This window comes from Alteromonas sp. RW2A1 (assembly GCF_001886475.1).
Taxonomy (GTDB): Bacteria; Pseudomonadota; Gammaproteobacteria; order Enterobacterales; family Alteromonadaceae; genus Alteromonas; species Alteromonas hispanica.
Genome location: NZ_CP018031.1, coordinates 2,473,902 through 2,488,160, shown reverse-complemented (window position 1 = coordinate 2,488,160; position 14,259 = coordinate 2,473,902). Strand labels below are relative to the sequence as shown.

At 44.5% G+C, this 14,259-nt stretch carries 8 protein-coding genes; 6 read left to right on the top strand and 2 right to left on the bottom strand.

Annotated elements, in window-relative coordinates; all coding sequences use genetic code 11:
* The first annotated feature begins 34 nt into the window (after positions 1 to 34).
* On the top strand, positions 35 to 1,714 hold the full coding sequence (locus BM528_RS11110) for an AMP-binding protein (RefSeq protein WP_071979861.1): 1,680 nt from the start codon (positions 35 to 37) through the stop codon (positions 1,712 to 1,714).
* 279 nt (positions 1,715 to 1,993) lie between these two features.
* Here BM528_RS11110 and BM528_RS11105 read toward each other — a convergent pair whose 3' ends face one another.
* A complete protein-coding gene (locus BM528_RS11105) occupies positions 1,994 to 2,653 on the bottom strand; it encodes a dUTP diphosphatase (RefSeq protein WP_071979860.1) in 660 nt (219 codons plus the stop codon).
* Positions 2,654 to 3,192: 539 nt separating this feature from the next.
* On the opposite strand from BM528_RS11105, the gene recC reads away from it, so the two are divergent.
* The 4 genes from recC (at position 3,193) to BM528_RS11080 (ending at position 13,184) form a co-directional block, all read left to right on the top strand.
* Complete coding sequence (gene recC / locus BM528_RS11095; RefSeq protein WP_071979858.1) at positions 3,193 to 6,828, top strand: exodeoxyribonuclease V subunit gamma; 3,636 nt, start codon at positions 3,193 to 3,195, stop codon at positions 6,826 to 6,828.
* Complete coding sequence (gene recB / locus BM528_RS11090; RefSeq protein ID WP_071979857.1) at positions 6,825 to 10,709, top strand: exodeoxyribonuclease V subunit beta; 3,885 nt, start codon at positions 6,825 to 6,827, stop codon at positions 10,707 to 10,709. The genes recC and recB overlap by 4 nt, the downstream gene beginning before the upstream one ends.
* A gap of 1 nt (position 10,710) precedes the next feature.
* Positions 10,711 to 12,702, top strand: a complete 1,992-nt coding sequence (gene recD / locus BM528_RS11085; protein ID WP_071979856.1) for an exodeoxyribonuclease V subunit alpha — start codon at positions 10,711 to 10,713, stop codon at positions 12,700 to 12,702.
* A 65-nt stretch (positions 12,703 to 12,767) separates the two neighbouring features.
* Positions 12,768 to 13,184, top strand: coding sequence for an energy transducer TonB (locus BM528_RS11080; protein WP_071979855.1), 417 nt, complete (start codon positions 12,768 to 12,770; stop codon positions 13,182 to 13,184).
* An 89-nt stretch (positions 13,185 to 13,273) separates the two neighbouring features.
* Here BM528_RS11080 and BM528_RS11075 read toward each other — a convergent pair whose 3' ends face one another.
* Positions 13,274 to 13,660, bottom strand: a complete 387-nt coding sequence (locus tag BM528_RS11075) for a hypothetical protein (RefSeq protein WP_083595267.1) — start codon at positions 13,658 to 13,660, stop codon at positions 13,274 to 13,276.
* 243 nt (positions 13,661 to 13,903) lie between these two features.
* Between BM528_RS11075 and BM528_RS11070 the strand changes: the two genes are divergently transcribed.
* The gene (locus tag BM528_RS11070) at positions 13,904 to 14,221 is read left to right on the top strand and encodes a hypothetical protein (protein WP_071979853.1); all 318 of its coding nucleotides are present in this window, start codon (positions 13,904 to 13,906) and stop codon (positions 14,219 to 14,221) included.
* The last annotated feature ends 38 nt before the right edge of the window (positions 14,222 to 14,259 follow it).

Sequence of the window (14,259 nt, the reverse complement as noted above, 5' to 3'; positions counted from 1 at the left end):
AATGAGCTACATTATAACAACAAATGAGTGAACTATGCCGCTAGATATGACAGCAAATGCAAAAAGCACGGAAGTAATCGAATCGCCATTAAGTATGTTGTACCACTGGGAAAAGAGCCGTGGGGATGACGTATTCCTTACTCAGCCTATCAAGGGCGAATACCATGATTTTACATGGAAGCAAGTAGCCAATCTTGCAAGACGAGTGGCCACCAGACTCTGCGAAATGTCGCTACCACCAGGTAGTCGAATTGGCATATTTTCTAAAAACTGTGCCGAATGGTTTATCACAGATTTAGGTATCATGATGGCAGGGCATATTTCGGTGCCTATATTTTCTACCGCGGGTCCAGATACCGTTCAGTACGTACTTCAGCATGCTGACGTACAGCTTCTGTTTGTCGGTAAATTGGATAATACAGAGCAACAGGTGGCTTCTATTCCGTCAACCTATAAAACGGTGGCGTTCCCATATCCTAATATCCCAGCGACTCAGCAGTGGAACGAATTTATTGATTGTGAGCCGTTGCAAGCTTCACCGGTGCACGACATGAACGATGTAATGACTATCATTTACACGTCTGGCAGTACGGGGCAGCCGAAAGGGGTTGTTCACAGTTACAATACAGCCTGTTGGGCAGCGAGACGCTCGCTAGATCAGCTAGGTATTAATGAAAACGATAGAACACTCAGCTACCTTCCTCTTGCCCATATTACAGAGCGGGTGTTGGTTGAATTGTCGAGCTATTACAGCGGTGGAAAAATCCACTTTGTAGAAGACCTGGCGACGTTTCAGCGCGATGTGGCACATTGTCAGCCTACGCTGTTTATCTCGGTGCCTCGTTTGTGGACTAAGTTCCAAATGGGCGTGCTCGCTAAAATGCCACAGAAGAAACTCGATACACTTCTCAAAATTCCTATCTTAAATAAAATCGTGGCGAAGAAAATTCGCAATGGACTAGGTATTAATAATGCTAGGCTGTGGGCAAGTGGTTCCGCACCGTTAGCCCCTGCTGTTATCGAATGGTTTGCAAAAATCGGCATCAATATCTCCGAAGGGTGGGGCATGACCGAAAATAGCGCTTACGGTACGGGCAGTGTGCCTTTCAGGCACGACAAAATTGGCTGTATTGGCAAGCCCTATGAAGGCGTAGACATTCGAACGTCAGACGAAGGTGAAATTCAGGTTCTGTCGCCGTGCAATATGATTGAGTACTACCGAGAGCCAGAGAAAACTGCAGAGGTATTTACCGAAGACGGGTACCTGCGTACCGGGGATAAGGGCGTGATAGATAGCGATGGTTACGTGAAAATCACCGGTCGTCTCAAAGATATCTTCAAAACAGCGAAAGGGAAGTATGTAACGCCAGCGCCTATTGAAGCTAAGTTTATGGAAAACCCTGTGGTAGAACAGGTGTGTGTGACCGGTACAAACCTCCCTCAACCTGTTGCGCTTCTTGTGCTTAGTGAAGAGGCGCAGAAAAAAGACAAAGCGGCTATTGAAGCAAGCCTGACAAAAACCTTCGAGAATATTAACGCCAAGCTAGAAAGCCACCAAGTTATGGACAGGGTGGTGATTATGAGTAATGAGTGGAGCATTGAAAACGACCTTCTTACACCGACACTCAAGGTGAAACGTCATGTTCTAGAAGAACGTTTTGTTGATGTAATTCAAGGCAATTACACTAAAAAGTTAGTTTGGGTAGATGCTTAGCGCAAAGTGCAAAGTAAAGAGCGGCTAAATTAGGGTTTAGCCCTCGACTAAAAGTTGTAAGAGAAAAGCAAAGTATAAAACGAAAAAGAAACGGGGCTTCTTATCAAAAGAGCCCCGTTTTTATATGCAGTGTTTGTCTAATAAGCTTGCAGGTGGCAGTGCTAATGCCTTGCAGGTGGCAGTGCTAATGCCTTGCAGGTGGCAGTGCTAATGCCTTGCAGGTGGCAGTGCTAATGCATAGCTAATTGTGTACTTATAATGTCAAAATATTGGATATGATTACTGCGTTTCTTCGTAGCGCTGCTGAAGACCTTGATACACTAAATCGCTGAAATTGGGTTTTGATAAATCAAGCGAGTTCATTACTTCTACCAAGTGTTCGTTATCTTCTCTACCGCCCCATAATTTAATATAGGTACCCTCTTTGTATCCGTTATCTTGTCGGAAAAAGTTAAGTACATTTTTTCCAACGTATTGCCGATAAAGTTCATCAGGCGACATCTCGCATTGCGCAACAATATGCATAAATAGCGGTACGCTAAATCGCTTGGCGGCACACAAACCCGTCATTAGTTCTAAATTGTCTAATAACGACTGGTTGGCGACGTCGTAGTTGGTATTGTCGAAGGTTACATTAAGATTGCTGGCTGCTAACTCTGCCGCAATGCTCTCTGCCGACGCAGAAATATCGCCTTTAAAATCGATAATGCAGGCGCTTAGCGCAAAATGCCAAATATCGACTAATTCCATTTGCAGCTGTGGCAGGTCTTTTTGCTGTGCTTTCCACCATTTCCAGCCGTGATGTTCTATGGCTTCTACCGATTCGACCATAGCAGCTCTTAAATAACCGTAGCCAGCATTCAGCCAGTCGGGATTTACTTTTGCATTCATTTTATCTTGAAGTGAAAGCATGGTGGCTAGCTGTTGTGCGCTTAACATTGAGGCTCCTGTTAATCAGTTTTTGCGATAGGAATCGCCATTCGTCTATTGCGGTAATTACGTGGTTGTGAAGTTTACTGGAAGGGCGCCTTGGTATAAATACTTTTTGCATATCAATGGTGCACTTGCACCAAAGAAAAACTAGGGTTTCATTCATTATCGATTGCAAAATTTTTATGTTGTTGATAATTATAGGTTTTAAAGTTGGCATCTTACCTGCTAAAGCTATTGTGTTAACTGAGCTGCGTAATTGCAGAAAATCTGACTGGGTGCCAGGCAACACGCATTCAGATGGTAATTATGTGGTCCGTAAACCTTACCCATACAGAATTTTCGTGTCCTGAGGTCTGTATGGGTTTTTTTTTAATTTCTGCACATTTTCCCTCCTTTCGTCTTCATATCTAGCCGTTGCCATAAAAAATAAATCACTTAACACCGAGTTGAATTGCGATACACTAAAATATCACTACAAAAAGGGCTCAGTCATTTTATGCTCTGCATGAAATGGACTAAATGCTGATAACAAAAGGATTTTTAGAGTGCTTGCGCTATATCCATCAAACAAATTAGAGCATCTTAGCTTTCTGCTAACGTCCCTGCTAAAACAACAGCCTTCAGGTGTTTTTTCTCCTGAAACCATTCTTGTTGAAAGTCCCGGAATGCAACACTGGATTAGTATGCAGCTTGCCCGTGAGCAGGGCATAGCCATGAACCTCGATTTTCCTCTGCCTGTAAGATTTATGTGGAACACTGCAAGAGTGGTGCTAGGCAGCGAAAAGGTTCCTCGTCAGTCTCCTTATCGACGTGAAGTTCTCACGTGGCGAATCGATAACATTTTGCAAGATGATGAGCTGATGCAGTCCGATGCGTTCGAGCAGGTTCGTCGTTATTGGATCGGTGCAGGTAGTGAACAAGAACAGGGTGTCCAGCGATTACAACTCGCAACTGCGCTTGCAGACGTTTATGAACAATATTTGCTTTATCGACCAGACTGGCTATTTGCTTGGGAGCAAAGTGAGCGAATTGTGTTTGACGATATGGAGTTGTGGCAAAGCGAAATATGGCGAATGCTTACAAAAAATCAGCCGCTGCATCCCGCTAGACTTCACAAAATGACGCTTGAGGCGCTTGAAGCCGGTCAGATACCTGCTGACTTACCGTTGCGTATTGTCGTGTTCGCCATTAATACCATGGCGCCGCAGCTAATTGCGTTTTTTGATGCGTTGGCTCAGCATATCGATATCCACATCTTCCATTTGAATCCTAGCGTCAATTACTGGGGAGACGCAAAAAGTGACAATGAACTTGCTAGACAGCTTCGTATGGAAGGGCTTGAAAAGTGGATGTCACAAGAACAAAGCAACCCCTTGCTTGGTAATTTGGGTAAGCAAGGTAGAGAGCTGTTTAATTTACTTACCGATTTAGACACTTTCGAGATAAGTGCTTTTGATGCTCCTGAACTAGACGACTTAGGCGCTAACATACTAGGCGATACCTTACTAGGCGATAACACAGACGCAAACGGTGAAAAAGCACGTAATGCGTCTAATTTGCTCACCCGCATTCACAACGACATATTGCACGCTGCGCCTGCAGAGCCTATAAACGAGTTCGAAGTCGCAGAGCAAGACGATAGCGTGACTATTATGTGCACTCACTCAGCCCTACGTGAGGTGCAGGTGCTGCACGACCACCTTTTACACTGGCTTTCTCAAGACAGTGCGCGTACTCCGTCAGATATTTTAGTTATGTGCCCTGCTATAGAAAACTACGCACCCTTTGTAGATGCTGTTTTTCATAGAGTGGGAACTAAGCCGCAACGCAGGGAGGGAACCACACGCTTACCCTGTTCGATAGCAGATAGAAGCCCTATGGACACCGAGCCGTTAATTGCAGCCTACATGGCGCTATTGCAGCTGCCAGATAGTCGGTTTGGCGTGTCGGATATTATGGACTATTTACAGCTAGACTCTGTGCAAAAGCGCTTTAACGTTTCCCAAAGTGATATTGATCAAATGATCGTGTGGTTAGAGCAGGCGCATATTCACTGGGGGCTTAACGCTAAGCATAAATCTGCCGTTTCCGAAGGTGTCACAACAGAAAATACGTACAGCTGGTGGTGGGGCATTCGCCGTTTATTGATGGGAATGTTAGCTCCAGACAGTGAAGTAGTGATTGATGAAACACTCACAATTCCTGATGTAGAGGGCCAAAGTGCGTTGATCCTAGGCAAATTAGTGCAAGTTATCGAGTTACTTGGACGGTTCGCCAATGAGCTCACCACTCCACGCACACCTAAAAAATGGGCCGAGGATTTATTAACACTGCGAGACGCGTGTTTCGTATCTACTAAAGAGCAGGAGCAAAGTTGGGATTTAATCGCCAAAGTATCAGCCGATTTATACGCACGCTGCCAAGAAGCGGGTTACGAGCATGCACTGAGTCTGCGCCAAATTAAAGATCTGTTGCTTAGCCGCTTCTCCTCACCTGATGCGGGAAATCACTTTATGACGGGGCAGGTAACGGTTTGCTCCATGCTTCCCATGCGCAGCATACCGTTTAAGAAAGTATGTATTTTAGGTTTGAACGACAGTGAGTTTCCGCGAAAAGCAACCCCGCTAGGACTCGATTTAATGGCGGGGCCAGCGAGACGATTGGGCGATCGCTCTCGACGTTTAGAAGACAGGTACCTTTTCCTAGAAGCCATTATCTCTACTAGAGACAGCCTATACTTGAGCTATCAAGGTAATGACGTAAAAAATAACAGCGAGCGTCAGCCCAGCTTAGTGCTGGCTGAATTTATAGATATGTTAGAGAACGGCTATGAACTCGATGTATCTCTGTACACAAAATTTGCACCGCTGCACCCCTTTAGTGAGTCTGCATTTACGGGGGCTTTACCCAGTTATGAAACCGGTTGGTTACGCTTGGCAGATGCATTACAGCAAGCAAAGATAGCAGCAGACGAAAAGAGTAAAGCATCAGAAGAGAACGCAAATTCATCAGCTAACGAAAACAGCGCAATTGCGCAGAATAGTGCTTCTGAACTTAGTGCTACGTTAGATGACGCTCATAGTGCTACAGACACCCGGCTGTCCACAATGCAGGTTGCAAGGGCATTTAAAGATCCTTTGGAGTACTTTTCACAGCAACGTTTGGGTGTCAATCTTTCGCATTCTTTTACATTACTTGAAAATAGTGAACCCTTCGAAACTAACGCTCTTGTGCGATACCAAGTGCTAGACGCTATTTTCTCGGTGCCCACAAGTCAGGAGCAGCCAACAAGCTATGATAATGTCGGCGAGCAAATAGCGAAATTTGCAATGTTGCGTGGCGATATTCCAAATAACCCGGTAGCCCACGAAGAACTTCAAATGTGGAAGGACGGTGCGCTGGCCCTGAACCAAGCCATTGGGCCCCATGACGCTGAAGCCAAAACGGCCTCTTTTACAGGTCAATATATCACCTTCACAACAACTGCTTTTGAGGCTGCTGATAGCCTAGTTCAGCGTTGTGCAGGTAAAATTAATGATACAAGAGCGCTGTCGTATTTCATGTCTCAGCTGGTTTTTAGTGCCAATACCGACACTCATACCTATAGCGGCTACCCACTGGATATTTATTATTGCAGTTGGGAAAAGGGTGAAACCACATTAATTAAGCGACGGTATGCTCCGTTTGATACCAGCACAGCGCAGAATATTCTGCTGTTTATTGAGCAACTGTACATTTCAATTTTCACGGCTCCCACACCGCTTTATGCCAGTCAGTTTAATGATTTGGTGCCAGGAAAGCGAAACTCTGAAAGTAAAGCATTGGTAAGTGATATTACGCCGGCAATATTTAATGAAGTTGTTCAAGCGCTACAGCGCTACTCACAAATACCTGGAGCACGTTTACGCGTTAAGAATGGTTGTGCATGTGAAGAAGACATAGGCTCAGAGAAACCTGAGCAGATAATACAACGCACAATCGATTTGTTTGAAAGTTCAACGGCGCAGCGGTTGTTGCGAGGCTGGGAACAGTCTACGTCTCAGTACGGACCAAAAATGGCTGACGATCCCTACTTAAAATGGCTATTCCCCGATGGTATATCGTGGCAAAGTTTGCCCTGTGTTGAGGGGTTTATTTTGTTTGCCATGGTGGCCAATTCTGCTGAGGAGGAAAAGCTATGAGCAATGCAAATCACAACGGTACAGTATCTCAACTTCTCGATGTACCAAACATGCCGCTCTACGGGCGTCACCTCATTGAAGCCAGTGCAGGAACCGGTAAAACATTCAATATCACTCGCTTGTATTTACGGCTGCTGCTAGAGAAAAAGCTTACGGTAAAAGAAATTTTGGTCATGACTTTTACCAAAGCGGCAACCGAAGAAATTAAGGGTAGAGTTGCAGCCACGCTTCGCGATGCAACGGCTGTGTTTCAGCAGGTGAGTAGCAACGAAGGTGATATTCCCGAAGGACTCGATCCCGTCTATGAGCATCTTCTAAAACTCGGTGATATAGAAGAGAGTTTAGGTCGCTTAAAAGCAGCACAGCTCGAACTCGACGAAGCCTCGGTGTTTACAATACACGGATTCTGTCAGCATGTTATTGGCCAACTAGCCTTTAACAGCGGCTTTGCGATGTCGCTAAACTTGAGTAAAGACACGAGTGAGCTTTACCTGCAGGCATGTGAGGACTGGATACGAAAAGTAAGTAGTGGTATTGATAATTATACAGAGAATGATTTTTTGCTATTAGCCTCGTCGGGCTGGCATGTGCCTGAACGTTTACTCAGTGAGTTCTACACCAGTTTACACAGTAATTTAACCCCGCTGTTGCTTGATGAGGAGTCCGTCGAGACTTCGTTTCAACATAATTTAAATAGTCACCCTGATACGCATCAGGCTCAATTCAGCGTATTTTTAAACAGTATTGAAGAAAACGAGTCACTCATTTATCAAGAACTGATAAAAACGCCTGCGCATAAAAAGACACGACCGACTGAACTTGAGGCTCTCAAAGTATGGTTGAGAGGAGGGGAGTTTACAGACGCTCCAGATGAGGCGAAGGCGTTTCTAGATAAGAGACGCTATTCACGCAATTCATCGGGCGTAAAAGACATTCTCAGTCCGATAAAAGATTTCACTAAAGCAATTGAGCTAGAGATTGCTGAAAGAGATAAAACGTTGGCTCAGCTACCGGTTTTCACGCTCATTAATGAAGCTATTTCATTTGTTAAGTCAACGGTAGAAAAACAGAAAAAACAGCGCGGTATTATTGATTTCGATGACCTTATCAATATGTTAGCGGCAGAAGTTGCTAGGCCAGGCAACTCGTTGGTAGGTGAACTTCGCAAAAAATTTCCAGTGGCGCTGATTGATGAGTTCCAGGATACGGATGCCAATCAATATGCCATCTTAGATGCGGTTTACCCAAATATCCGTAAGCAGAAAGACGCCATAGAGCCAAATGCAGAGCCAACTATTGAAGGCGATTATGTCAATGAGAGAAATACTTATGCGCTGTTGATGATTGGTGATCCAAAACAGGCAATCTATCGCTTTCGAGGAGGCGATATCTTTACCTATTTAAAAGCAGGCAAACAAGCAGACTTTCGCTGGGTAATGAATACAAATTGGCGTTCTGTCGAAGGTATGGTGAGTGCTTATAATCGCCTATTTTACGGTGCTCCCCTTGCCTCTGAAGAGCCAACCGATGTTTTTGGCTTCGGCATTAACTATACGCAGGTTGAATTTACGCAAAAAGCCGCCGCGGCTAAACATCCGCTGTATGATCCCTGTGAGCATCGCCGTGCGATGAATTACGTAAGCATGTTTTTAGATGACAAACAGGATGCCGACACCATGCGTCGTCAAATGGCACTGTGGATTGCACAAGAAATTTATCGTTTATTGAATGAGGCGAAGTTTGACGAGGCGTCGTCCCGTCGTCCCGTGAAACCAGCAGATATAGCGATTTTGGTGAAAGACCGAAACGAAGCAAGTGTTATAAAATACGTGCTACAACAGCACGGGTTAGCCTGCGTTTATTTAAGCGACAGAAGTAACTTATTTCTTACTCCAGAGGCAAAAGACGTACTGCGTTTACTCAACGGTATTTGGCACGCCAGTGATAGTGACAAAGTTGCGGCGTGTCTAGCGTCGCCATTATGGGGCTACACCCCCAAGCTTTTAGTTGATTTACTGTTTCACGAAGATGACGGCCTGTGGGATATGGCGTATGACCGCGTGCTTACATTGCGTGAGCTATGGCTGCAAAAGGGGTGTATGAGTGTATTACTGCAGCTAATGCAAGAGAGTTATACGCCCTTTGGAAACGACGTAGAGAGAGCGCTCACAAATTACCAGCATCTTGCTGAAGTACTTGAAAAAGCAAGTACCACGCATCAAAGGCCAGAACAGTTGCTCGATTGGCTAAATAAACAAATCCATCAGCCTGAATCTGACGAGGAAATGACCCTTCGCTTAGAAAGCGACAGTGAACTTATTCGCCTTATCACCCAGCACGGCTCTAAAGGATTAGAATATCCCATTGTATTTGTTCCTTTTGCAACCGGATATAAAGATCCTGGTAAAAATGGCAAATCCATATCTCAAATTTTCACCTATTACGATGAAGACAAGCAAGGGCTGCAGCTGCAACTAGGTCAAACCAAACAAGCCATTGCGAGAGTGCGAGATGAAGGGGCTGCCGAAGATATGCGACTGGCCTATGTGGCTGTTACTCGAGCAGCCCATCGCTGTTACATGGGCGTGATCCCGCTAGATGGAAATGAGAAAAGCGCATTAGCGCGTGCTCTTGGTATTACTAAAGAAACTGACGCAAAAGATAATACTGCTGCGTCAGAGGGCGACAACGCATGGATAAACGCGCTTAACAGTGTGAGCGCGGAGACGGATGCTCACAGCTGCCATATTAGCGCGGATGAAATTGATATTACGTATTCCAGTTTCAATCACGAAGACACTGTACCTCAGCTTTACACGCTTCAATTCACTGGTACTGAAAGCGAAAACTGGCGACTGTATTCCTTTTCAGCGTTGAGCCGACTTACTACTCAGGGCAATATTCCTATAGCCAATAATAACGTGCAAACGATTCCCGTTATTCAAACCGCCCGTGACGAAGAGTTTTCTACTTTTGCTGACGGTCGCAGTGAAAGTTCAGATTTGAATCAATACGATGCTGCTAATGCCGCGTTGACCAATCACGTTGAGGCGGCTAACCAGTTGCGATTTACGCTTACTAAAGGGGCAAGTGCGGGCAACTTGTTACATGATCTGCTAGAGCTCAATGACTTTAGCGCACCAGAATGGGAAGAGCATGGCCCTGAATTACTAAATCGATTTGGTCTTGAGGAAGACAAAGCCGACTTTTTATATGAGTGGTTAAATGAAGCGCTTGAAACGCCGCTTTATCCTCAAGAGAATTTGACCTTGAGCACTCTTCAACTGGGGCAAACGCTTAGAGAAGCTGAGTTCTATTTTCCTATGAATGAGAGTAAGTGGTCGAAGCTAAGCCGAGTTTTACAAGAGCACAGAGCAGAGCTTGCCAGCCACTTTAATGGGCAAGCTCTCACGGTCCCCCGGCTTATGACAGCAAGTCTGGCGGGCATGATGCACGGCTTTATCGATTTATTGTTCGAGCATGAAGGTAAATATTATGTGGCAGATTATAAATCTACTTGGTTAGGTGACGAGATTGCCAATTATAATCCTGGTGCACTTTTTGAGAACAATCAGCATCATTTGTACGACTTGCAGTACCTTATTTATAGTCTTGCACTGCATCGCTATTTGAAAAATACGCTAGTGGGCTACCAACCAGAGCAACATTTTGGCGGCGTGTATTACTTATATTTGCGAGGAATGCACCCAGAGAATCGAGAGGGAGAAGGGGTATTTTTCACGCCAATTTCAAAGCATGCTTTGCACGCGTTAGATAGTCTTTTTGATGGCGAAGATTTTCAGTCTACCCCATCACCCCAGACATCAGACGCAGGGCATCAGCATTCCTTTGGCTTTTCTGACGAAGAAGGGGAAGAGTGATATGGACTCAACCTTAACCAGCACCGACTCTGTGGTAATTGACAAGAACGCTTTGTTCGAACAACTGCACGGTATTGAAGCCATTGATAAATTTATTGCTTCAGAGTTTTCTCCACTACCTGCACTAAGTGAAAAAGAAAACATTGTTTGGCTGCACGTGCTTGTGGCGCTTTCGTTTATGCAAAGGCATGGCCACAGCTGTATTTTGCTCAGTGATATAGCCAGCAAGCTTCTTTTCAACCGCTCAGAACCGACGTTAGACAGTTCAGATACTGCAAAAAAAGGTTATATGTTCGATGAGCTAACTCCGCTTATTGGTGTGGTGAAGAAGGCGTTGAAAGACGAACGAATTGCTCAGCTTTTTGTGTATAGCAATGGGCTCTTTTACAGCCGCAGATACTATGAATTTGAACAAGAAATTGCCCATGGCATTGTGGCTAGAACAGCGTTTTCTCCCCTTAATGACGAGGCGTCTTTGAAGGTTAAAGCCTTGTGGCCCGCGATGTTCCAATTAGCACCTGCAAACACCGTTCACAACCAGACCAGCGGAGTGCAAGACTGGCAGCAGATAGCGGTGGCAAAAAGTCTTGTACAACGATTTAGCGTAATTAACGGCGGGCCTGGCACCGGGAAGACTTACACGGTTTTGCGCTTGCTACTGGCCCTTCAGGCCTGTGAAGAGAATGTCAATATTGTACTTGCCGCTCCGACGGGTAAAGCGCAGCAGAGAATGACAGAATCTATTTCAGACAGTATTTCTGCCCTTAGAGGTAAAATCGATGATGCGTTGCTAAACCGGGTTCCTACCCATGCGGTGACAATTCATCGACTGTTAGGTTTACGGGAACACACAGTTTCAACTAAGTACAACACGCAGAATCAACTCGCCCTTGATGTGTTAATAGTAGATGAAGCCAGCATGGTAGATCTAGCGCTTATGGCACGAATAATACGAGCGCTTCCACCTCATGCTAGGCTGTATTTCATTGGCGATGCTGAGCAGCTACCCGCGGTAGAGCTTGGCAATGTACTAGAGCAACTGGTAGACACCAGTGATGAACTCGATGGTTTTGATGAGGAAAGAATAGGGGCTGTACCCAGTGCTTTGCGACAGCATATTGCGACCTTATGTCCGCACCTTCCGCTGTTACCTGTGGATGAAGAGGCAAAAACATGGGTACATACGTTACAAGCACCACAGCGATTTAAAGGTCAAGTGGCAGATGTGGCAAGTGCCATTCAAAAGGGTGAGGCAACGACTGCGTTAAGTGTTATCAATAAAGAAGATCATAAAGAAATTGCAGAGCAAGAGCCTGATATTAAGACATTGCGAGAGGGCGTTTATTTGTGGTCTGAAAATAGCGTGTCCGAAAAGTTATTACGTAAAATGGCAACTCAGTGCTTTGCACTCATTTTTGATGCATCAGATGCAAAATCAGCATTAAAGCAATTAAACGCAGTGCGATGGTTAACGCCAGTACGTAAAGGTAATATGGGTGTTGAACGATTAAACGCGCTTGTCTTCGACGCTATCAAAAGCAAAATAACACGTCGAGAAGGAGCATTTTATCAGGGCCAGCCAATTATGATTGTGAAGAACAATCATCCTCAACGATTATCAAATGGTGAGGTAGGCATTATCTGGCCAGATAGTAACGGAAAACTATTTGCTTGGTTTGAAGCTTCTAACGGAGAGTTACGTCATATCTCGTTATCTAGGGTCCCGCAGTTTGACACTGTTTATGCCATGACAATTCACAAGTCTCAGGGTTCTGAATTCTCTCATGTTGTATTGATACTTCCAAAACCAGAAACAGAAAAGTCGGCAGCACTATTTCATAGAGGGTTAGTGTATACGGGCTTAACAAGAGCCAAAAAAGGCTGCTTGATTGTGTCAAATACCACCACCTTTAGTGACATGGTTTCTAAAGTAGACAGGCGCTACTCAGGCTTATCCGGTGCCATTCGCGATGCCGCTATCGATAGTATGTGAACATTATTTATATTTGTTGTGACATGCAACCCACAAATTCGAGTCATTAAAATTTAAGGAAGAATATGAGAAAAATACTTTTATTTGCAAGCACTATGCTTGTGATAGGTTGTTCATCGACAGACAAGAATGCTATCGCTCCACTAGATTTAAGAACCAGTGAAGAGTTGGTCAAAGATTATTGGGTCCTATCGGAGAGAGCTTATCCAAGTTACCCCGTATCAGCCGCAAAGCGAAAGTTAAATGGTTGTGTTGTTTTTCAATATGTAATAAACAGCGAAGGTGAACCACAAAATATAAAAACGATTAAATTTTTACCCGATAATACTTTTGTACCTGAAGGCAAGAAAGCGCTTAAAAAACTCCGTTGGAAACCATCAGAATCAAATACATCAGCTCAGCCTGTGTTAACCACCGTAGAATGGAGCTTTACCCTAGATGATGTAGCGGGGACACCTGACTGTAAGCTTGAAAGCTTATAAAAAGCGGCTTGTAAGTTGAGGTGCCACGTTAGTATGTCCAGTTGTTTTTAGTGTTGGCAAGACACTATCAAAAATTATCAGTCACACACTCACATTGGTGTGAAATAAAAGGCGCCGTGTTTGAGAGCCTCAGATGAGGTCTTTGCTATTGGATAAAAGCGTGTTGGTGTATTAACCCGTAAAATCCCGCCGTCACAGTGTAAAAACTGAGACGGTAGAAAAGGCGGCGCTGTCTCATCCTGGGTGAACTGAATACCCTCTTCAACGCACAAATAGGCAAGCCCCCCTAGATCTAGCCAACCAATTACGCTAACTGGGTTGGCAATAAAGCTTGCATGCTCGATAATGTCACTGTGTAGGGTAACATTGGCACCGAAAACAGGTTTTGTTTGAATAGCCAAGTTTACCGACGGTTTTAACGTAAGCTTGTAAAGGCCATGCACCATGGGTGTAATAGCGTTGCTTGGCTTATTCATCGTTTTTAACGTATGCATTCTCATTAACGCGACAAAGTGTGATTAATTGTAGTGTGGCGTATCGTTGAAGAAGATGCGTTGATGTGGATCAACGGGATGTTTTGTTAGTAAATCATTGGCTAATAGTCATTTCAGTAATACAACTTTGAGAGTTCTGTGAGTGAATTAAATACCAACCCGTTTAGTGCAAATGATGCAAGTTAATGCACGACGGCCAGCTTTAGATTTTTACATCTAGATAAAATGCAAGCATATACGCTTAAAAGAGAAATCGCGGAAGCATCGTTTTACGAAAACACCGACACCGGTGATTTTGTAGGGCTGGTGCCGCTAAAAGAGCCTGTTTTCGATGCGTTAAACGACTACTTAATTCGTCAGCAAATCAGTTATGACGCGTGTGATCTTTTTGTACAGACTAAACTAGCAAGCGTGGGCGCTGAGGTTAGTTCAGGGGCCAGAACACTCTGTAAATCAGAGCACAAACCAGAAGTTAGTATTCCTCGTGAAGTGAATAAAATTCTGAAATATATTGATTGTAGAATTACCGTTGCTGTTCAATAGCATTACAGATAAACAACTACTACATATCGACAAACGAG